Annotated in this window: 20 protein-coding genes; 8 read left to right on the top strand and 12 right to left on the bottom strand. The window is 57.1% G+C overall.

The genetic code is table 11. The annotated features are described in order from the left end of the window. Positions 1 to 458: 458 nt before the first annotated feature. The 7 genes from ACR0D8_RS12235 to ACR0D8_RS12205 all read right to left on the bottom strand — a co-directional run bounded on the left by ACR0D8_RS12235 (position 459) and on the right by ACR0D8_RS12205 (position 9637). Positions 459 to 728 (bottom strand): HlyU family transcriptional regulator, encoded by a 270-nt coding sequence (locus ACR0D8_RS12235; protein WP_480646771.1) that lies wholly within the window; start codon positions 726 to 728, stop codon positions 459 to 461. A gap of 185 nt (positions 729 to 913) precedes the next feature. After that, entirely contained in the window at positions 914 to 1795 is an 882-nt protein-coding gene (nadC, locus tag ACR0D8_RS12230) for a carboxylating nicotinate-nucleotide diphosphorylase (protein WP_480646770.1), read from the bottom strand. A gap of 3 nt (positions 1796 to 1798) precedes the next feature. Continuing rightward, the gene (locus ACR0D8_RS12225; protein ID WP_480646769.1) at positions 1799 to 3337 is read right to left on the bottom strand and encodes an L-aspartate oxidase; all 1539 of its coding nucleotides are present in this window, start codon (positions 3335 to 3337) and stop codon (positions 1799 to 1801) included. Continuing rightward, positions 3334 to 4305 (bottom strand): quinolinate synthase NadA, encoded by a 972-nt coding sequence (gene nadA, locus ACR0D8_RS12220; RefSeq protein WP_480646768.1) that lies wholly within the window; start codon positions 4303 to 4305, stop codon positions 3334 to 3336. The genes ACR0D8_RS12225 and nadA overlap by 4 nt, the downstream gene beginning before the upstream one ends. Before the next feature lie 78 nt (positions 4306 to 4383). Beyond that, positions 4384 to 5121, bottom strand: a complete 738-nt coding sequence (locus ACR0D8_RS12215) for an NUDIX hydrolase (protein WP_480646767.1) — start codon at positions 5119 to 5121, stop codon at positions 4384 to 4386. A 486-nt stretch (positions 5122 to 5607) separates the two neighbouring features. After that, positions 5608 to 8808, bottom strand: a complete 3201-nt coding sequence (locus ACR0D8_RS12210) for an endonuclease/exonuclease/phosphatase family protein (protein WP_480646766.1) — start codon at positions 8806 to 8808, stop codon at positions 5608 to 5610. Between the two features lie 382 nt (positions 8809 to 9190). After that, positions 9191 to 9637: an SRPBCC family protein gene (locus ACR0D8_RS12205; protein ID WP_480646765.1), complete on the bottom strand. Its 447-nt coding sequence runs from the start codon at positions 9635 to 9637 to the stop codon at positions 9191 to 9193. A gap of 110 nt (positions 9638 to 9747) precedes the next feature. Between ACR0D8_RS12205 and ACR0D8_RS12200 the strand changes: the two genes are divergently transcribed. From ACR0D8_RS12200 to ACR0D8_RS12185, 4 genes are all read left to right on the top strand, one after another. Beyond that, positions 9748 to 10431, top strand: coding sequence for a helix-turn-helix transcriptional regulator (locus ACR0D8_RS12200; RefSeq protein ID WP_480646764.1), 684 nt, complete (start codon positions 9748 to 9750; stop codon positions 10429 to 10431). A gap of 960 nt (positions 10432 to 11391) precedes the next feature. Beyond that, entirely contained in the window at positions 11392 to 12147 is a 756-nt protein-coding gene (locus ACR0D8_RS12195; protein WP_480646763.1) for an N-acyl homoserine lactonase family protein, read from the top strand. A gap of 828 nt (positions 12148 to 12975) precedes the next feature. Continuing rightward, complete coding sequence (locus ACR0D8_RS12190) at positions 12976 to 13371, top strand: tetratricopeptide repeat protein (RefSeq protein ID WP_480646762.1); 396 nt, start codon at positions 12976 to 12978, stop codon at positions 13369 to 13371. 319 nt (positions 13372 to 13690) lie between these two features. Further along, complete coding sequence (locus ACR0D8_RS12185; protein ID WP_475164558.1) at positions 13691 to 14161, top strand: aminoacyl-tRNA deacylase; 471 nt, start codon at positions 13691 to 13693, stop codon at positions 14159 to 14161. A gap of 92 nt (positions 14162 to 14253) precedes the next feature. Here ACR0D8_RS12185 and ACR0D8_RS12180 read toward each other — a convergent pair whose 3' ends face one another. From ACR0D8_RS12180 to ACR0D8_RS12165, 4 genes are all read right to left on the bottom strand, one after another. Beyond that, positions 14254 to 15177: an alpha/beta hydrolase gene (locus tag ACR0D8_RS12180; protein WP_480646760.1), complete on the bottom strand. Its 924-nt coding sequence runs from the start codon at positions 15175 to 15177 to the stop codon at positions 14254 to 14256. Between the two features lie 306 nt (positions 15178 to 15483). Further along, entirely contained in the window at positions 15484 to 16002 is a 519-nt protein-coding gene (thpR, locus tag ACR0D8_RS12175; RefSeq protein ID WP_480646758.1) for an RNA 2',3'-cyclic phosphodiesterase, read from the bottom strand. A gap of 274 nt (positions 16003 to 16276) precedes the next feature. After that, the gene (locus ACR0D8_RS12170; protein WP_480646756.1) at positions 16277 to 16651 is read right to left on the bottom strand and encodes a DUF4345 family protein; all 375 of its coding nucleotides are present in this window, start codon (positions 16649 to 16651) and stop codon (positions 16277 to 16279) included. Positions 16652 to 16668: 17 nt separating this feature from the next. After that, positions 16669 to 17592 (bottom strand): SDR family NAD(P)-dependent oxidoreductase, encoded by a 924-nt coding sequence (locus ACR0D8_RS12165; RefSeq protein ID WP_480646755.1) that lies wholly within the window; start codon positions 17590 to 17592, stop codon positions 16669 to 16671. A gap of 111 nt (positions 17593 to 17703) precedes the next feature. Here ACR0D8_RS12165 and ACR0D8_RS12160 point away from each other — a divergent pair, with 111 nt between their 5' ends. Further along, on the top strand, positions 17704 to 18624 hold the full coding sequence (locus ACR0D8_RS12160; protein ID WP_480646753.1) for a LysR family transcriptional regulator: 921 nt from the start codon (positions 17704 to 17706) through the stop codon (positions 18622 to 18624). 164 nt (positions 18625 to 18788) lie between these two features. Here ACR0D8_RS12160 and ACR0D8_RS12155 read toward each other — a convergent pair whose 3' ends face one another. Further along, complete coding sequence (locus tag ACR0D8_RS12155) at positions 18789 to 19382, bottom strand: TetR/AcrR family transcriptional regulator (RefSeq protein ID WP_480646751.1); 594 nt, start codon at positions 19380 to 19382, stop codon at positions 18789 to 18791. 127 nt (positions 19383 to 19509) lie between these two features. On the opposite strand from ACR0D8_RS12155, the gene ACR0D8_RS12150 reads away from it, so the two are divergent. The 3 genes from ACR0D8_RS12150 to ACR0D8_RS12140 are packed head-to-tail and all read left to right on the top strand — an operon-like array spanning position 19510 to position 21227. Next, positions 19510 to 19887 (top strand): hypothetical protein, encoded by a 378-nt coding sequence (locus ACR0D8_RS12150; RefSeq protein ID WP_480646749.1) that lies wholly within the window; start codon positions 19510 to 19512, stop codon positions 19885 to 19887. Between the two features lie 27 nt (positions 19888 to 19914). Then, entirely contained in the window at positions 19915 to 20340 is a 426-nt protein-coding gene (locus tag ACR0D8_RS12145; RefSeq protein ID WP_480646747.1) for a GFA family protein, read from the top strand. Continuing rightward, entirely contained in the window at positions 20337 to 21227 is an 891-nt protein-coding gene (locus ACR0D8_RS12140; RefSeq protein ID WP_480646745.1) for a haloalkane dehalogenase, read from the top strand. Before ACR0D8_RS12145 ends, ACR0D8_RS12140 begins: the two co-directional genes overlap by 4 nt. Positions 21228 to 21301 lie beyond the last annotated feature (74 nt).

The raw sequence follows: 21301 nt of genomic DNA, 5'->3' as shown, positions 1-21301 counted from the left end.
GCGATGTGCAATCGCCTTGAGGGGCTCACCGAAGGCCCGTTTCGGTCGCAAGACGAATTGCCCGGCGTGACTACGACGTCAAGTGAAGCTGAGCTGCCGCTGCGAATGCCCTGCGACTACTGGTATCAACCAGGTAGAGAGCACCACTACGAGTCGGTTCCCACCGACGAACAAACAATTCTGTTGATCCAGTGGGCGGATCGAATGGACGTACACTTTCACCCGGCAGAATAGAGACAAATTTCAGATGGAGGGGTACATGCTCCTCATTTTTTTCACCTTAGTGCGGACATGGGCGCAATGTTCGACATCGATTAAAATAGGTCTCTTTGCCTACCTCGGAGACATAGCGGTATGCGGATTGTCGTGCACTTCGGATCCGACTCAGGGGTAACTCGGAAGACACCATTCACACGGTGTCTTCCGATCGCTCAGCGGGCTTCAAACTACCGGTTTCCTTAATCGAAAATGCCTTCACCCTGCTCGTCGATCACCTGCTTCGCTTTAGAGATGCTGAAACTTTCGGCCTGATCCCGGTTGTCAAAGACATCCGCCCGGATCATCGCATAGGTCTTGCGATCACCTTCGACGGTCTTTTCGATACGGGCCGACAGGCGGTACTTGCCACCCTCGTCTATCAGGTCGGGGAAGATGTCGAACCCCTTGTATGCGACCGGCTCCGGATCCGACTTTTCACCGCCGCCGAAGAGTTTTGAGAAGAGTGACACGGAGTGGCTCCTTTCAGCGTTGCTCGGATCAAAGACTAGCTCTGCTCGGTGCTGAGGTGAAGCGCGTGTTGTCAATTCAACGTTTCCGCGATCCGATAGCACTCTCCGCAGAAGACATGAACATTCAGATCCGCACCGAAAGACCGGAAGGGATCGAAACCACTCTTCGTGACAGACCAACTCGCTTATGTGCATGGGCTCGTCCCCTTATGCACAAAATCCAGACCGATATCGAGACAGGGTGCACTGTGGGTGATCCAGCCCATGGAAATCAGATCGACTCCGGTTTCCGCCACCGCCCGCACACTATCCGGGGTGATCCCGCCCGAGGCTTCGGCAACAGCCTGCCCGTCGATCATACGTACAGCTTCGCGCAGGGTTCCCGGATCCATGTTGTCAAGAAGCACCGCGTCAACACCGATTTCCAAAACCTCGGCCAGTTGCTCCAGCGTATCGACCTCAATCTCGATTTTGACCATATGACCGACGGCCTGCTTCGCCCTGGTCAGGGCCAGGCCTGCGCCTCCGGCAACGGCAATGTGGTTATCCTTGATCAACACGGCGTCACTCAGAGAGTAGCGGTGGTTCATCCCGCCGCCTGCACGCACAGCATACTTTTCGAGCGCGCGTAAACCAGGGGTCGTCTTGCGGGTGCAGGCGATAGCGGCGCGCGTGCCCTCCACGCGGCGCACCAGATCGGCGGTCACACTGGCGACACCAGATAGATGCCCCATGAAGTTGAGCGCAGTGCGCTCGGCGATCAACAGGCTCTGCGACGGGCCTTCGAACGTTGCGATGACCGTGCCGGGCGCGACAGGATCACCGTCTTCGACATGTCGGATCACTTTGATCGCTGGATCAACCAGTGCACAGGCCAGTTCTGCGCAATCCAGCCCGACGATGCGGCCAGATTGACGCGCGCGGGCCACGACACCCGAAGTATGTTCTGGCGGGACAACGGCTGTGGAGGTGATATCACCGGCCAGCCCCAGATCCTCATCAAGTGCGCGTCGGATTATTGGTTCCAGCATGGTCCGTGGCAACGGGGCAAGGGAAATGTCGGTCATGATTCAGGCAGTCCTCAACAGCAGGTCTTGGCAGGCCGACTTCGCATGGGCAAGAATGCCCGGCAGGGTCATCAATTGTGATAGGGCCTTGGGCTTTGTTTCGGGGAAATCGCTGCGGTAGTGCCCGCCGCGTGACTCGTGACGCAGGATGGCAAAGACAGCAATTGAAAGCGCCACAAGCGCCGGATCAGCGTCGCGCCCGTCGGCTTCAACCAAAGGCAAAAGCTCTGAAATAGCATGTCGCAAACCCCTTCCGTCACGGATCACCCCCAGATGCTTCGAAACCAAAGGACGAACGGATCCAAGATCGGGAGTGGGCAGAAAATCGGCCTTGGGCGCGGTCGGCAAGTCTCGCATCTCATGGCCGGCTATCGCATGCGCGGCGCGACGCCCCATCACCACCGCCTCCAGCAGCGAGTTGCTGGCCAGGCGATTGGCGCCATGCAGCCCTGAGGCCGCACATTCGCCGATCGCCCAAAGGCCGGGCAAAGTGCTTCGCCCATCCGCGTCTGCCGCGATACCACCCATATGGTAATGCGCAGCAGGGCGAACAGGGATCGGATCGCGCGCTGCGTCAATCCCATTGGCTGCACACAACGCATGAATGCCGGGAAACCGGAGAACAAAACTGGATCCAAGCGCCGCCCGTGCATCCAGGAACGCTCGTCCACCGTCCGAACGTATTCGATGCACTGCGCGGGCGATCACATCACGGGGGGCCAATTCGGCGCCTGGAACATGTGCCATGAAACGCCTGCCGGTTTGGTCAATCAGACTGGCGCCCTCACCCCGCACGGCTTCGCTGATCAAAGCCAGTGGCGCCCTTGGCGTATCTAGGGCGGTAGGATGAAACTGCACAAACTCCATATCACGCAAGGCCGCCCCAGCGCGGGCGGCCATCATCACGCCCTGTCCAAAATTGCCCGAAGGGTTGGTGCTCGCGTCGAACAGGCCACCGCAGCCACCGGTCGCAATGATGACGTTGGCCGTACGCAGAACCTGAACATGACATTCGGTCTGCAGATGAATGCCGGTGACGCGTCCGTCAGATGTCGCCAACCTCCGGGCCTCGACACCGGGCAGGCACGTTATGGACGGGCACCGCAATGCGGCGCGTGTGAGCGCAGATGTTATTTGGCGACCGGAAAGATCACCGCCTACATGCAGGATACGATCTCGTGAATGGACGGCTTCGCGCCCAAAGTCGAAGGTTCCGTCTGCCTTTCTGTCAAAGTAAACGCCGTTTTTTTCCAGTACGGCGATCCCGTCTTGCGCTTTTGAGACAATAGCCGAGGCGACAGTTTCGTCGCACAACCCGTCCCCTGCCCGCAATGTATCGGCCAAATGTTGCGCCGGATCGTCATCTGCACCCAACGCGGCAGCAATCCCCCCTTGCGCCAAAGCGCTGGAACATTCCTGTCCCAACCCCGCGCGGGTCAGCAGTACCACCGGCTGTGGCGCCATTTCCAGCGCTGCCACCAGTCCTGCAATGCCACCTCCGATGATGGCGGTTTGGCCGTGAAGACCCTCAAGCCGGATCATTTCACCGCCAACATCCGTTCCACCGAGCGGCGGGCATCTGCGGCAATGGCCGGATCGACAGTGACTTCGTGTCGGCCATGTTCCAGCGCATCACGGATGTTACGCAGGCTGATGCGCTTCATGTGCGGGCACAGATTGCAGGGGCGCACAAACTCCACGTCCGGGTGGTTCAGAGCTACGTTATCGCTCATGGAACATTCCGTCAGCAGGCAGACGCGCGCCGGTTTTCTGTCGCCAACGAATTCTGACATCGCGGCGGTAGAACCCGAAAAATCCGCCTCAGCCACAACTTCGGGCGGGCATTCTGGATGCGCCAGAACCGTAACGCCCGGCCATGTCGCGCGCATCTCGCGTATGTCGTCAGGAGTGAACAGCTCGTGTACTTCGCAATGCCCGTGCCAAGCAATCAGCTCGACATCGGTTTCCTTGGCGACGTTCCTGGCGAGATATTCGTCAGGGATCATCAGCACCCGCGGCACGCCGAGGGATTCCACAACCTTCACTGCATTGCCCGAAGTGCAGCAGATGTCCGACGCCGCCTTCACTGCGGCCGAAGTGTTGACATAGGTGATCACCGGAACGTCGGGATAGGCTTTGCGCAGCAAAGTGATATCCTCAGGGGTGATGGAGTCCGCCAACGAGCACCCTGCTTCCATATCGGGGATAAGAACGGTCTTTTCAGGGTTCAATAACTTGGCTGATTCAGCCATGAAGTGCACGCCCGCCAGCACAATGACATCAGCGTCAACTTCGACGGCTTTGCGCGCGAGGGCAAGGCTGTCCCCCACGATATCGGCCACGCAATGGAAGATTTCCGGTGTCTGATAATTATGGGCGAGAATGACGGCGTTCTTCTCGCGCTTGAATTCGAGGATGGCTGCCACATCCTCTTCAAACAACATCCATTCGGGTGGCGGAACGACTTGCTTGACACGGTCATACAACTCCGGAAGTCGAAAGTCTTTCATTGGCATCTCCAGCTTATACTCGATCTGAGTACATTTAGCCGGTACTTATTCTCTACACGAGTTTATGTCAAGTGAAGCTCAGGTTCTGGAAAGAGGTAATCTTGCGCCCGACAGCATACGGGCCTCAAGAACGGCTGTCCGATAGCGAAACAGACGCGCCGGGCGGCCACCGGTTCCGCTGGACATTTCACCGGTCTCTTCGACCAATTCCTGCTGGTCGATCTGGCGGCGGAAATTTGGCTTGTGCAGATGCAGGCCCGACAAGGCCTCGACCGTGCGCTGAAGCTGCGACAGGGTGAAGCTTTCTGGCAGAAGCTCGAACACGACCGGAGAATACTTAATCTTGGCCCGCAGGCGCGAAATGCCGGTGGCAAGGATACGACGGTTATCGCCGGCCATGGGTTGGCCGAACTCCGTGTTGTCGACTAGTCCGGCTTCATACATCAGTTCATACCGTTGCAACACCAGCTCTTCATTCCACGTCTTTCCATTCAGGCCGAACAGATAGTCAACACGCTGAACCCTTAGCTGATCCCTACCCGCCCAGGCTGTGAGGCGTTCGGCAATGCGCGGCAATTCCACTGGGGTGCTGTCGCGGTGGTCTTCCCAGGGGAAGTACTGATACCACCTTCGCCATGCCGGGCGCCCGACCCCTGCTGCGTCCTGTTCCCGCACCAGTCCCAGATAGCTGATTGAGATACGCTGCGTTGTGTCGGCATCATCGGATCGCGGATCGCGATCCTTGTCGGCAAAAGTGTATAATTGTTCAAGATAGCCCACTGGATGGCCGGTCTGAGCCTCAATCCAGGCCCGCAAGCCACTCTGCAAGCTGCGGTGAGAGGATTCGAACGGTCCTGATGGTAGCGCCTCACCGCCACGCAAGGTCATAACACGCGGCTGATTGTCAGTCACTGCGGTTAGAATGGCGATAAGTTCGGCAGGGGCTAATCCACTTGGCAAAGAAATTCCTGTGTTTTGAATGTTGCTAAACATCGGTCTCAGAGTTGCGTTTTAACCCAAATTCAAAACCTTTGCTCGGAGAAAATGCCATGAGAAAGGTGCCCCTTCGGGGAAGGAGCATCTGTGGCAAAACTGATCGACGTGCTGAGCATACGCCGACCTACAATTATCGGGTGACGTCTTTGAAAGACGACTTCACACGCAATTTCGTCTTACGTTGTGTGGCAATACGTCGGATGTGACGGCCCAACCGTGCCGTTAACGGCCGCATTGCTACGCTGCAATGCGGCCGTTCTAATCTGTCATTCGCACAACCACACAAGCAAATTGTGCAGCTCTGCATTACGCGATCAGGTTGTGATCGATCACCTCAAATGCAAATTCATCGACCGTGAACATGGTGTCGCCGCTTGCGGACAGTTCAACCGCATCAAAACTCGTACGGCCCAGCGAACCATGGAAATCACCGTCGGTGGCATCCGCCATGAGCGTTCCCACAAGTTCTCCGTCATCGTAAAAGGCAACCTCGACTATGCCGCTGCCGTGGCTTTCGCCAAAGCTGAAGATGAACTCCACTGCCTCAACGTCCGAATCCTCAAGCGCGATCCTCAGGCTCTCGTCTCCGTCAACCGTTCTGGCCTCGCGCCCAAAGATGGGATCATCGAAGGAATAGACGCCGATCGCGCCGTTTTTAATGGCGACAAGCTCAAAATTGGTGGGGTCGATCGCATCGACATTGATACCCACATCCGAAAAATCGAGGCTTTTGCGCACGGGGCCAAGCCGGTCGACATCCACAACTTCGCCATCGATACTTTCCAGAGCCTTGGTTCGGAACCACCGCCCGGCTTCGAACTCGACCGCCAGAGTCTGCGTGTCAGGCAGGAACAGGCTGGTCAGCATCGGGTCATGATCAGACGCCCGTGAACTGGTTGCGGCGAACTCGGAATTGACATGGACGATGTCCATCTGCGCCCCGGAGTACAAGTTATCGGACACCAGTATGTGGTCCAATGATTGGCTGTTTCCCTGAAACTCGAAAGTATAGCGTTCGTCTTCCGGGATATCGTGTGTCAGGTTGACGAGGTTGGTGTTGCCCTCGAGATCGGCAACGGGTGAGACAAACTCGAACTCGTTGAAATCACCCAGAACAACGGCATTTGCACCATTGCCCAAACCGTTGACGAAGTCCTGCACCGCCTGGCTTTGGGCCTGACGCTCATCAAGACTGCCGTTCACTGAGACATCTTCCTGACGTGTGGTGAAATCCTGTTCGGTCCCAAGAATGGGCGCGGACCCGCCTTTGGACGAGAAGTGGTTGTTGACCACCGTTACAGTCTCGCCGTTGAAGACGAAATCAGCGACCAGCGGCAGACGCGCGCCCTCGAACGCTTCACCCGGTCCTTGACCGCCGATGGTTTGCACAGATCCTTCGACCAGCGCGACACGGTCAGGGTTATATAGGAAAGCTGTGCGGATGTTGCCGCCGGGCTGACCGCCCGACGTCCCGTCGCCGATGAACGTGTTGTCGATCACCTCATAGGCCGGACCGCCTGCCGCAAGGATTGCCGCGGCCAGTTCCGCAAGGGTTTCTGACGCCGATACAGTTCCGTCATTGTCCGACCCTGAATTGTCCTGCACCTCTTGCAGGCCAATAATGTCCGGACTGTTGAGGTTGTTCGTGATCTGCGCGGCAATCGCGTCAAACCGGCCATCGGCGATATCCTGATCGCCGTCGCTATCATTTGGGTCGAGGTTGAGCACATTGTAGGTCGCGATCGTCAGTTCATTGACCGATCCGGAAAGGGTTGATGTTTCCGGCTGCAAACCGGCGGATTGGATGTTAGGCGTGAAATCCTCGGTCGGCAGAATTTCGTAGTTTCCAAAACTGTATCCAACCACGCCGGTGACATCGCCAAGTTGGTCGCCGACATTCACCGTCGGGAAATCAAAGTTGAAAATCCCGCTATCTTCGTCGATCTGGATTTTCTCGGGGTTGAAATCATCCGGCGAAATATTCAACGTGCCGCGCTCGGAAAGACCCGTTGCATCAACGCCCTGATCGGCAACCGCGAAAATCTCACCAAACCGGCTGGTTCCGCTGACAGCAATCAAATCGGTTGCGGTCACGCGCATTCCTTCAAGGCTTTCGAAGAAGTCGATACCATCCTGCGCGGGATCAAAAGAAGCAAAGGCATCATCGTCGATGCTCTGGTTCGGAACCGCGCGTTCACCTGGATCGTTGCCGATCAGAACCGCATCCGGCAGGTCGTTGCCCGATGACTGAACCTCAAGATCGAAGATGTTGGTCAGCTGCGTGGTTGGCAGGTTCCGACTGCCTGTGCCGCCGGGGAAAAATTCGGCAACTGTTCCACCGACGGAAACGGCGTCCCCGACCGTCACGGCCGGGCTTGATCCGGTAAACACGAATATCGCGTCCGATGTTGCATCATCGCCGTCGCCGTTCGGGTCCTGCAGATAGAACCCGTTGGAATCCACCGCCGTGACAATGCCTCTGGTTGAAACTATATCGCCAAAGATGTTCGAAGCACCGGCAGGCAGGGCGTCAAAGAACTCGGCAACCGATTGCCCGTCGGCCAGCACAAAATCCGACACATGGCCCGCGCCCTGTATCTCATAGATCGCCACGATTTTGATGTCGCTGGCCGAGATGGACACCTCGACAACCGGGGCAAGGATGCCATCATAGGCGGGGTCATCGGATGTGACAGTGTGCAGGATGTCCGCAACCTCTGCGGCTTCCGGCAGATCGTCGTCCACGGCGGTAACCGCAACCTGCTGCGGCTGATCGAAATTCGTTGCGTCAAACACAAGCGCAGCAGGCACCACATCCAGATCGGCACCCGCCGCGATGGTGATGGTTACGGGTTGTGTGGGTGCGACGGACAAAGTGACATCGTAGAAATCCGCCATGCCGCCTTCGTCGGCGGCGAGATTAAGATCATTGATTAAGACTGACGGTGACGGGGCGGCGTCCGTGACCGTAAAACCCGCCGGTTCAATATCGTCGATCCTTGCGTTGTTGGTCACCCAGTTGGCGGGGCCGTTGATGGCCGTTTGCAATTCGGCCTTGGTGCCACTGAGCGGCCCCTGATAGACCCCATTGTCGGCCTCGGGGATGGCTATCGCGCTGGTGCCGACAGTCAGCCCGGCGGGCAGCGCCGAAGTGTTCGACGATGTTGCGTCAGCCTCATAGCCCGTGCCGTTGAAATGGACTGAGGCAACAAATGACGGTGCCACCTCGTCTCCCTGATATGCATGGATCTGATCCCCGCTGGCCGAGAGGGACGGTCCGGAAAACGCCGGATTGATTACAGTTCCCGCCGGGATGTTTGCGGGCGCAGTCCACACGAAAACACCCTCGGTATTGCGAAAGCCGCCTGCTGCCAGCCAGCCATTATCGGTAAACCTGATCTCGGTCCCGGCCTCGATATCTGTCAGCGCAACAAAGGTGAATTCATCGGGGTTGTCAGAATTGAATCCCGTAAAAGCAATATCGCCCGCAGCTAGGATGGTCGGCATGTCAGTCCCTCTTTTTGATCAGAAAACCGGCGGCGGGCCGTTGTACGACTCGCCACAACACAACCTACGGTAGCTCAATCCAACGATACTGGTTAATTGGTTGTACGTAGCGGACCCAATACGGCGGAGCTTTGCCGCTCGATGCCAAACGCCCCTTTGGATCAGCGGATATCTTCCGAGAAAACAGTTGATCAGGACTGAAGGACATGCGGTTGAATTGAGGTGCGATACGGACGTTCCTGCACCAGTTTATAGCGTTCTGCATTTAGATTGGGGTATGACCAGATACTCTCAATTCATGCACCTTTCCCAAACCTGCAAGCCGCATTGCAAACTTGTGTTTTTCGGCGAATAACGGTTTTGGTCGCTCACAAACATCCAGTTACGGGGCACGCGCCTTCTCAGCCAGCCCCTGAAGGTTCGCATCGATGATCTTGCTCATCATCATCTTCATCATGGTCTGCCCCATCAGCCACCCAAGCGGTCCGTATTTAACGCGATAGTCGAAGGTCCAGGTTACCCTGGACTTCCCGCCCGTTGGGGTGATGCGAATTTCCGAACTTGCTTCATGCAGAGGCATTGCAGCCATATCCGACAACCGAACGGTGTATCCAGTACCGGGTTTCCACGCCGTCACCTCCTCCACCACCGATGTGCCATTGGCGAAGTTGTTGCGCCGCTTTGAGCCCACACCGGCTTCGCCGTCTGTCAATGCATCGACGGATGTGATCTGCGGGGCAAACTCGTCGATCCGCATATAGTGGCTGAGAACGGCCCACACGGCATCGGGCGCTGCGTCGATAATCAGGTTGCGTTCGTAGTGGATCATTGTTGGCTCCATTTAATTGCGCGATTGTCGCGCTGTCTTGGTTTCTGAGCCTGTCCTAGAACTCCTCTGCTCTCACCGTTATGACAGTAGTGTGAGAGGAGAAGCAATAAATGCGTCGCACTGAACGCCTGTTCCAGATTATCCAGATATTGCGGTCCACAAGGTCGCCGATCACTGGACGGGAATTGGCGGATGAACTGGAAATCTCACTCAGCACGCTGTATCGCGACATGGCCGAGCTTCACGCACAGCGCATCCCGATCACCGGCGAGGCCGGGATTGGATATGTCCTCGATGACGGATATGACATGCCGCCGCTGACGCTGACCGCAGATGAGTTGGAGGCCGCCGCCCTCGGCGCGGCCTGGGTTGCCTCTGAGGCCGATCCGTCCCTCGCTCGGGCCGCTCGTGACTTGGTGTCGAAACTGTCTTCGGCCATTCCGAAAGAGCTGCGCCCGGTGGTGCTGGATGGGAGTTCCAAGCCAATTCAAACCCGGGCCAGGGTATCAGAGCGTTTTGACAGCGCGCTGCTGCGCCATGCCATTCGTGAGCGGTATCGCCTGCAACTCATCTACACGGATCGCAACGGAAGCACGACAGACAGGATCGTCTGGCCCCTATTGATCGCTTTTCTTGATCGCACGCGATACCTCGTCGGATGGTGCGAAACCAACGAAGATAACAGGCATTTCAAAACAGAGCGGGTCGAGGAATTGCGCGTGCTTGGTCAGAAGTACCCGGGGCGCAGAGCGGCACTTCTCAAGGTATGGGAAGAAGCGACCGATCAACGGTAATCGGGGCTCCATCGGCACACAGTCGAATTTACACAGGGCAGGGTCATCGCTGCGTTGCGGCCCTTCAAAAGAGACATTCGACGCAGGTGCGAAATCGGACAACGCCCTAATTTATCCCTACCTATGAGCTAATGATCATCCACTCGGATGTGTCGAGACATGCCGTATGACGATCTTAGCAGCAGGAACGTCCGATAAAGTTCATTGAACAAACGTTTGGCGAAAACATCTCGGTCAATGCCATACAGTCGCGCCAGACCGGTCAATCCTGCCTGCGGTTTCGCCCATTCAAGGCGCGTTGGTTCGGTGACAAAATGATCAGGCCGCTCAAGCGTCCTTGGCCCTGCTGTCCGTGCCGCTCGCAGAGCCTCACACGCCCACGTGCTCCGCGATTTGGACCAGCCGTAGAAGTTCGTCTCGGGTCATGAGTCTTTCGGTGGAATTATTGGCATTGGTGAGGAAAATAAGGCGTGTTGGGGGTTATACAGAAGCCTCAATCGCACCAAGCGGCAAGGCCCATTCTGAGGCCTCATCGCGGTCGACCACCTTAATTGTAACGCCAACTGTATCAGCCAGCACGCCAACTGGTGGCGAACCGGGACGCTCGGTCACCACTTCGTCACCTGGTTAAACCAATTGCATGAACGCCAGGTCATTGGCTTGCGCAGCGCCAGCCGTAATCAGAACGTCATCTGGCTGACAATTGCCAGAGAGATCAGCCCTGTCCAAAACACGGTGTCTCAAGGCAGGAAAACCGCTAAAGTTTGTCTGGTTCCAATCCAAGGGAAGATCGGGATCCAGCGCGTCCAAGAATACACCTGGCCGGGGCGATTCAGACAGGAAACCCCAACAAACGCTTCAGGATCTGACTCGTCGTGTCGAGCAGGTACTGAAAGAGCGTATGTATCTTGACTTTCATCCCCCACCCTAAATCCTTGAGAGCAGACAGGGGGAGAGCGCGTGCAAGCAGAGGGTTTTGTCAATGGGCGTCCATGTGAACTGGCCGTGCTGGATTATGGCCTCTTCAAGGTCCATTCCAACAGCAGGATCATAGGGATTTGCGGATTTGTGATCCGCACAGATGCTGGCGAGGTCATCCTGATCGACACCGGCTTTCCAGCCAAATACGCAACCGACACCGACGCCGCGGTGAAAGAAGACCAGCTATTTGAGTTTGGTGAGGTTCTGATATGCGGACCCGACAACCTGCCGCAAGCACAGCTTGCCAAGTTGGGGATCAAACCCACGGACATCACATTGCAGATTTGTACGCACACTCATATCGATCATATTGGTGGCTTGGGTGATTTTCCAACCGCACCTATCCTGATATCAGCCGCAGAGCGAGCCCTGCAGCGTCCGCTTTATTGGGGAAATGTGCAGCCGCTGGAATGGCCGGATAGGGAGTATCTTGAGATAGAAGGCGATGTTGAAATTGGACCGGGATTTAGGGTCCTAGCAGCCCCCGGCCACGCACCCGGTCAGATTGCCATGATGATTGACCTTCCCTCCGGAGCAGTTTTGCTGACAAGTGATGCGATCTCCCGGCCGGCGGAGATTGACGAAAGGTTTGCGGGGTCCTGGGATGAGGACGCCGCAATCGCGAGTGCTGAGCGCCTCATGAGTCTGGCATCTCAGAGGGAAGCCTTTGTGATCTATGGGCATTGTCCAGAGCAATGGCCAAAACTGCGAAAAGCGCCAGAACTCTATCGCTGATCCCAAAGGACTTTTTGCCTCGATACCGAAAAACCTTCCACTTGCCTGCAGCCTACCGCACGTCGCGCCCCTGATTGAGCATGATCACATTTCCGCTGGAAAAGTCATCTGCTGGAGAGATTAGAAAGCTGACCCACAAGGCGATTTGTTCAGGCTGCATCGCTTGACCGGGCGGCATGGCATCGACCGCTTGTTACAAGACATCTTCAGTGAGAACGCCAAAAAGCGGAGTCTCGACCACTGCGGGGCCAGAGAGTTCACACAGATTTTATCTCGCGCGTAACGCGGCACAAGGTCCGTCGTCAGCGTGTCCATCGCCGCCTTGGACGCCCGGAGTTGAGATGGGTCGAAGACATTAAAGTTTTGGGACGCCAGTCAGGGGGCTTCGATCTGGGCGAAATCATACGACCGGGATAAGGCAGACATCTTTCGGGTGCGTGATGAATTCACGGCCTGCGTGGCGGCGGCCATAGAAAACCAGGTTGGTATCGTTGAACAGGCTGAAGCGGTACGGGCGAGCCCGGAGAACTTGGCCGCCTGGTCCTACTATCAGCGCGCGATGTCGCGCCTTCGCAACGATGCGGCTTTCATGGGACGAGAGGAAATAGCCGATCTCTTGGATCAGGCGATTGAGCGAAACCCGGTGTTTGCGTGGCCTATGCCGGGCAGACCTTCTGGGAGATTGGATTCATACCGAAGGCCAGAGGCAGGCAGGTTTTGACCTTGGCTTTCGCTATGCCCAAAAAGCATTGAGCTTGATCCAAGAGAATCGTTCGCATCCACGCCCTTGGTGCGATGTAATTTATCGTCGGCAACCAGGAAAGCTCTATGATGTCGTTTCAGCGGGCCATCGAGCTGAACCCCAGTTTCGCCCGGTCGTATCACCTGTTGGCGACGACGAAAGTCCATCTTGGCCATTTGGATGAGGCCAGCGACCTCCTAGATACTGCGATCCGCACCAGCCCGCGTGATACGCTGATCGGCATTTTTCTGGCCCGGATATCTCTTATCGAGTTTTTCCGATTGAACTATGACGGCGTCGTTGTGTGGGGCGGCAAGGCGATAATGTACCCCAGCCGAGATGGGTGCATGCCTTTGTACTGGCGGCACTTAGTCATCAGGGGCGCAGGGAAGAGGCCGAGGAAGTCCTCACAATCATTTCGCACCTCACACCTGAATTTACCGTCCACTATATCGAAATACACTTCGGATACTGAAGGTTGAGGCGAAGTCGCTGCTGTTGACCAGCCTGAAGCTTGGCGGATTGCCGGAACGTTAGGAGGTTGCTTGGGCGTTGGGGTAAGTCGACCATCTGCCCTCGCGGGCCATGCGCAAAAAGATCCGAAAACGGGCGATTGAAAAAGCCGCCCCCCTGTGCGTCGTGTTACCCGACTTCGGTCCGGCCCTTTTCGTGCGGCGTCCCGCACCCTTGCCCGACTGGCGTATTAGGCGCACAATATGGACTCACACACTCATTCGCGCCCTGGATGCGCACGGTGGTTCGTTTCGCGACCGGGACGCCTTCGACGATACGGAGGGCACCATGACTATTGCAACTCGTCTGAAACATCATCTGGACGCCCAAGGGCTGCCGTTTGACACTGTCCCACACCCCTATGCCGCCACCGCCAGCGAATGCGCCGAGGCGGCGCATGTGCCCGGTGATCACCTTGCCAAATCCGTTCTCATCCACATGGAGGAAGGTCCGATGCTTGCTGTTCTGCCCAGCAATCACCAGGTCGACCTTACCGCCCTGCAATCAATGATGAACCGCCGTCTCGGGCTGGCCCCGGAATCCGAAATGCGCGATCTGTTTGATGACTGTGCGCTTGGCGCGGTTCCCCCTGTGGGTGAAGCCTATAACCTGCCTACGGTCGTCGACAACAGCCTGACCGGGCTTGATAAAATCTGGTTCGAGGCCGGAGACCACAAAACCCTGATCGAAATGCGCGGCGAAGATTTCGACACGTTGATGAAAGACGTCCAACACGGCGCATTCTGCTGCATGCATTAGGTCGGTCTGGCTATCCACGTGGCACCGCAATCCGGACCTGCGGACGTTTGGGTCCGAAAAAAAGCCTAATACACGGGGCCAGTCAGGCCCCGTCAGGTCAGCAAGGCCAAATCGCTTCCGGTTGTCTTTCTTCGGGTCGGCATAGTCTCTGAGTCTTTGCCCCCAATCGTCAACGCGAGGTCCTTGTAAAACCCGTCATTGTCGAACCACCAGCGATGCGAATAGATCCGGGTCCGCTTTGGTTTGGGCACATCGCGTTTGTATTGCTCGTTGCAGTAAATGTCCCAATGACCTTTTGTCGTGAGGTCCGGCATTCCGACGTGACCCGCACGATCGCGACCGCCGTTTATCAACCCTCCGGACAACGCCAGAACCTTGTCCCGCCCGCTGTGGTAATTCGTGAAACGTTTGCTGCGTTTCTTCAACACCAACCCGCCCCAGGCGCCTTTCTCAAGCCAGGTTGAATCCACGTCGGCTGAGGCGAACATGACCTGGTCCGCGCTCCAGGTGTTGCCCGGCCCGGCGGAATCCCCGAAATCGGAGAAGGCGCGCAGGACAACCAGAGCGCCCATGGAATGCGCTATGATGTGAACCTTTGGACGCGGTGACATGGACAGCAAAGGCAAAATGCCGTCCTGGACCAGAAATGGCGCAACCGTTTTTGCGTCGGAACGGTCCCTGTCATAGGCATGCACAGACCCGTCGCTTGGCCAGTCGAAAGCCACCACGGCACCCCGATAACCATTGGATCTGACGCCCGCTTCGATCTTTGCCAACCGGTCCAGCATGCCCTTTTGGGACGTGTTAAACCCGTGAACGTAGATCAGGACCTCATTGTCGCTGCCCTGGTGGCCAACAAGCTCAAGCCACTTTGCCCTTTTGACAATGCTTCCCTTTCGGATACGCCCATCTGAACTGGATTGAGTGATATTGACATAGCGCGTCTTGGCCGCGGGCTTTATGGTAAATTTCTTCTTTGATGCATTATAGGTACGACGAGAAAAGAACAGGGCCATCCGGATTACTCCTTTCGTTCAATCCGGGAAGTCTGCCACGAAACTTGTTTTCCGCAAAGGCATCGGGGCTAGTCGCATTGGCCTCTTACAGAGGTCCGTGTCTTGGAATTGCGACATGCCTCATGGAACCAGCGGATTCTGGTTACGGCATGAATCGTCACTGCTTGCCCAAAGTGCCGGTAAACCAGATCCGCAGGATCTAGCCGCTGGACAATTGAATCCAGCGTTGCACCCAGCCGTTCGCCTGCGGTGCCGGAGGCCGAACAATCAATCAGAACAGGATGTATGCGTCCTTCTGGCGCCAATTCAGGTGAGGGGGTAGCGCGCCAATACGTCGTGTCGGGCGCCTTCGGGGCGCAGGGTGGATTGGTAGAGTGCGAAGCTGGTGACCATAACATCCGGCAATGGGTCCGAATTGAGGTCTATCAGGCTCTGCCGGCCCATTTCGGGTTGACCGGGTCTTAACCGGATGATCGTGACATGCGGGCGAAAACGTCGCCGAGGCAACACGATCCCGGCCTGCCGCGTGGCGGTCTGGACCTTCCTGTGCAAAGCGGTCAGCGCATCGCAACTTGCAACCCCGACGGCCAGAACCCGCCCCAAACGCTCGATCCCCGTGAAAGAGAGGCTGAAGGGCGGGGCTGACAGCGTCAGAAGCTCCTCATGCAGCGCTTCCAGCGCTTCTTCAGGCTGATCGTCCAGAAAGGCCAGCGTCAGATGCAAGTTATCCGGCGTTACCGGTCGACCGATCGGCAATGCGCGCTGCAGCGGTGCAAGGGCCGCCTTCACCTCGTCGCAAAGTGAAATGGCAACGAAGGACCTCATGGGCTTCTCTTGGTTAGACTGCGGGATCGGGTTCGTATCACACTAACCGTTCCACTGGGCACTGTCAGGTCCGGACCCAGATAATGCGTACGCATTGGCATCGTGAATTTGCACCAAACCCGAGTCAAAGTGAGTGCCGTACGAGTGTGAGTGGTCATGCCGATCGCGAATCTGAACGGCGCGGAAACTGGTGAAAGCTCGCACGTTTGTGGTCTGAAACCCGGGTGAACGACAGCGCATGGTCTTTGCGGCTGTCCACCCGACGCCAATCCGGTTATGCGGAAAACTGCCCATATGCCGCGATCAATACCGCGATGATCAGAAACTCAGCGAGCAGAGGCGGCAGAACTGCTTTGTCGAACCCATCGGCCAGAATGCCGACGATGCGCCCGAAAACCACGACCCCCATCAGGATCGCCACTGCAAGAAAGCCCAGCGTCTGACCGGTCATCAGGGCAGTAACCAGTAAGGCCACCGAGGCCAGAAACAGCCCGCCGATCACCGAGCGGATGGTGCTGAGCCCTGCCGCGCCCACCGGTTCAATGGCAAAGTTATCGACCATGCGCCGGGGCGCGAACATCGACATGATGCCAAGTCCCGCCAGCATGAGGGTCGCGAGGATGACAAGAATGTTCAGAGTGGTTTCCATTTCATTTCTCCTTGGTTTCAGGCGAATTGGCGCAGAGCCTGGTTGGCATTGTCCTGAGTGGTGATGTCCGACAGAGCCGCATCGATGCCGGCCTGATCCACGATCGGCCCTGTCGGATACCCCGCTTGACTGGCGTAGAAATGGCCGGACTTGAATTCCGGGTTCAGCAACCCGTCCAGATACCGTTTTGCCCCGGTTTCGACGCTGTGCATCATGCCGAACAGCGGCATCAGCACGCCGCCCACATGTTTGAAAAAGATTCGTTTCATGAGGGGCAGATCGTCAAAGCCCGCCGTGCCAGCCGTGCCGCCCGGGCTCATGGTGACAAAACGGATATACGGGTGCTGGCGAGCCATCGCCCCCATCCACAAGGTCGCGGTGAGCTTGGCATAGCCATAGGTCTGCATCGGATCGCCTTCGGGGCCAAACTTGCTGCCGTCAGCGATAGACCTGAACTCCTCGACTGTGCCGTCGGACAGGTCGGGGCGGTGCATTCCCATCTTTTGAATGCCCCGGGCGGCTTCGGACCCGGCGTAAAGCACTGTGGACGTCACCAGTTGACGCTCCAGCAACTCATCCACCAGCACCACATGGCCCAGAACATTGGTTGCGAATATGTTCGTCACACCCGTATCGGTAAGGCTGTTGGGCTGCCGCCCGCCGGTGCCGCCCGCATTCAGCAAGACAGCGTCAACGGGGGTTTTGAGGCCCCCCACGGCGGCGCGGACCGAGGCGGGATCAGTCACATCCATCCGGACAATCTCGAAAATCTTGCGTCCGGTTTCGCTCTCCAGCCCGGTTTTTGCGGCCTCGGCTTTGCCCCGGTTGCGGCAGGCCAGATAGATCCTGTCGATGCCCTTCTGCAGGGCAAGCTGCCGGGCGGCCTCGCGGCCCAGCCCGGCATTTGCGCCGGTAATCAAAACGGATTGAATTGGTTTCATGGGTCGGTTTCCCTGGTTTCGTGTTTGGCGGGTCCAGGGTAAAGCGGTCGAAAATTGAACTGTAGATGGCAAATACTGGACACAATGGTTCAAAAGTGAAACGATGCCTCCATGTCGATACAGGAAGGCCATTCCTTCAACTGGGACGATCTGAAGTATTTTCTGGCCGTTGCCCGGACCGGAACCCTCAGAGGGGGCGCGGAAAGCATCCGGGTGAACCACACCACGCTGACGCGCCGGTTGTCGATCTTGGAAGAGCGCGTGGGCAGCCGGCTCTTCGATCGCTCAAAATCCGGTCTGGCCCTGACCCAGCTTGGCGAAGACCTGATGCCGCATGCCGAGCGGGTCGAGGCAGAGATGACCGCTGCGTCGCGGGTCATCGTCGGCCGCGATGCGCAGCCGTCTGGCACGATCTACGTCACTTTGCCTCATGGGCTGGCGATGACATCCCTGATGGATGACTTTGCCGCCTTCGCCGATCTCTACCCGGACATCACCCTCAACATGAACTTCACCAACGATATCCGCGACCTGATGCGCCGGGAAGCGGATGTGTCCCTGCGTGTCGCGGACGAAGTGACGGATGATGTGGTCGGGAGAAAGCTCGTCCAGATGTCTCAGGCAGCCTACTGCACGCGCGACTACGCCGAACAGATCAGAGACAATGACGGAGAGGGGCTGCACCTTATCGGGTGGCACGAACCCGAAGAAGCGACCACCGCAAATTGGGTAAAGGCCAGCTACTATCCCAAGGCCACGCTGAAACACCGGGTGTCGGAACTGGTGCCCTTGATCACACTGGCGGCATCCGGTTTGGGCATGGTCTATCTTGCGTGCAACCTCGGCGACCGCCATCCCAATCTGATCCGTGCGCCTTTCCAGAAGCCAATTCCGTATCGGAGCATCTGGCTATTGCTGCATCGCGATCTTCGAAACACGGCACGGGTTCGGCTGTTCGTCGATTTTCTGGCCGAGCGGGTCAGGTCGAGGCGAAACGAGTTCTGGGTCTCTGGTACCGTGCCGACCGGCTAGCCGACGTTCAACGAACCCACTGAATCATCGTCTCTTAGGGCGCTATTGATGGGATCAATCCGACACTGCCGGTCCCGTGTTCGGCACGGCTTTTTCCTCAAACTGGTAACATTGCTATTCGAGGCATCGACGTTGATTTCCCAGCGTCATTTTACGCACAGGGCCTATCGAGCCTTCCATCCTTCGATGAGCCCAACCGCTGCCTCGGCGTAGCTTTGGGGGAACTGATCCGATGTGCGCGCCTTCATAATCGTGTGCAGCCCCAGCAAGAGACTTATGAGCAGCCTCGCAGATTCCTCCGGATCGACTTCGGTCCGGATAGCGCCCTCGGTTCTTGCGCGGCTCAGGATCTCAGCAAACCGGCCTTCCAGCGCGTTCAGGTATCTCTCGATTCGGGTGTTAACCTCAGAGTCCGAGCGATCAAATGCGCTGATTGAATTGAAGGCGAGGCATCCGGCATCGTCGATCCTGGGCATACGTTCGCGCGACGCTATGCCTCTGAACCAGTTGCCCAGATCATCCAGCGAACAGGTATCTGGGTCGGGGAAGTGCCGCGCCTCCGCGTTGTCCAGGTAAGTATCTAATGTCTTTAAGAAAAATTTCTCTTTTCCGCCATAGGAGGTTTGCAGCGTGAAGCGGGTCAGCCCAGTCTCCTGCTCCAGTTCCCGCGTACTGGCGCCGTGATATCCACGCCGCCAAAACAGGTCGAGCGCGCCCGCCACCGCGCTGTCGTGATCCGTCTTGCGTTTACGCGCCACAGAAATCTCCTTGCTTTTTCTATCCGTGCGGATAGTAATTAGTTTCTATCCAGTTGGATAGCATTCCGGGCGCACGACGGCAAATGCTTGTCGCAACGCCGTTCCAACAAAAAAAGGGAGATTTGAAATGGCCGCCATCGACCCGACATCCGGGGCATCAAAGCCTGTAACCTTGCGCGTCATCTTCATTCTGAACGCGCTCAAAATCCTGCTCGCCCTTGGGTTTTTCGCCGCGTTCAAATTTTTCGGGCTGCAGGTCGGAGAACTGGCAGGCACGCCAGCGGCCAATTTGATGCTGTATACGATGCTGGGGTACATGCTGACATTTGCCTGTATCGTCGCGTCAATCCTTAAGCGCAGCATGATCGGCATTCGCGCGGCAATCGCCCTTGATTTTCTGGTGTCGATCCCAGCGACCGCGATCATCGGCTTTGTGATCGCGATCATCAGCATGGCGGTGACCTTTACCGCATCTGTGCGGGCGTATTTTGCCTATCGCGGCTGAAGCAATCGCAAAGCACGAGGCGCACCGATGATCAGTAGACATAGAATAGACGGGCAGTGCATCTGTAGAGCGGTACGCTTTCGGGTGCAGGGCAACATGACCGCGTTCAAGCTATGCTACTGCAATTTTTGTCAAAAAGCGTCGGGATCGGCCCATGTTGCAAATGCGTTCACAAGGCCCGATCAAATCGAATGGCTTGAGGGTAAAGACTTGCTGACATCCTTCGACGTACCCAATTCGCAGGTGCGGCGGGTGTTATGCCGGGTCTGCGGAACATCCCTGCCCTTCGAGACGCAAAATGGGAGGTTTCTTGTCGTTCCAGTAAGCAGTCTGACCCGCCCGCCATCCGGCGCCGTTGACACGATTGCCGGATGGGCGTCCCGGCCCGCGTGGTACGATGACGCGCTGGGTATGATCGAAGAGACACGAAAATCCAAAAGGACGGTTCAATGAGTACCGAACAGGCGATTTCACCCGATTTTCCGTTTGAATCCAAATTCGTCGAGGTGAACGGGCAGCGCATCCACTATGTCGACGAAGGCCAAGGCGCGCCGGTTCTGTTTCTGCATGGCAATCCGACCTCCTCCTATCTGTGGCGCAATATCATTCCCTATACTGCCCGGCAGCATCGTGCCATCGCGATGGACCTGATCGGCATGGGTAAGTCCGACAAGCCCGACATTCCCTATCGTTTTGTCGACCACGTCCCGTTCGTGGACGGGTTCATAGACGCGTTGGGGCTGAAGAACGTCACGCTTGTCATCCATGACTGGGGCTCGGCCCTGGGGTTTCACTATGCCTGCAGGCACCCGGAGAACGTGCGCGGCATCGCGTTCATGGAGGCTGTAATCCGCCCGATGACCTGGGCTGGATTCCCACCCGATTTCCGCGCCGGGTTTCGTATGATGCGGACCCCCGGGCTGGGCTGGGTTATGATCTCGGGCCTGAACATGTTCGTAAACAAGATACTGCCAAGCGCCATCGTGCGTGATCTGACACCACAAGAGATGGAGCAGTACCGCGCTCCGTTCCCCACCGCCCGCAGCCGCAAACCAGTTCGGGTCTGGCCCTGCGAGATTCCGATCGACGGAACACCGGCGGATGTTCATGACATTGTCAGCCGCTATAGCCGCTGGCTCGGTGAAACCCGGACACCGATGCTGATGTTCCATGGCACGCCCGGCGGCACAATCGGCCCTGACGAGGTCGCCTGGTGTCGTCAGACCATTCAAAATCTTGAGGTAGTGGATATCGGCGCAGGTATCCATTTCCTTCAGGAAGACAATCCGCATCTGATCGGTGAAAAGCTGGAAGATTGGCTGGGTCAACTTGCCATTTGAGCATGGGCGCGGGCGCCGACCGGACCGTATATACAAAATGGATTTCCTGATTGTATGCTTTGATAACTGCCTCA

It is taken from the genome of Ruegeria sp. BG10 (assembly GCF_056538575.1).
The sequence above is the reverse complement of the archived record's forward strand: the minus strand, read 5'-3'. Positions and strand labels throughout refer to the sequence as shown.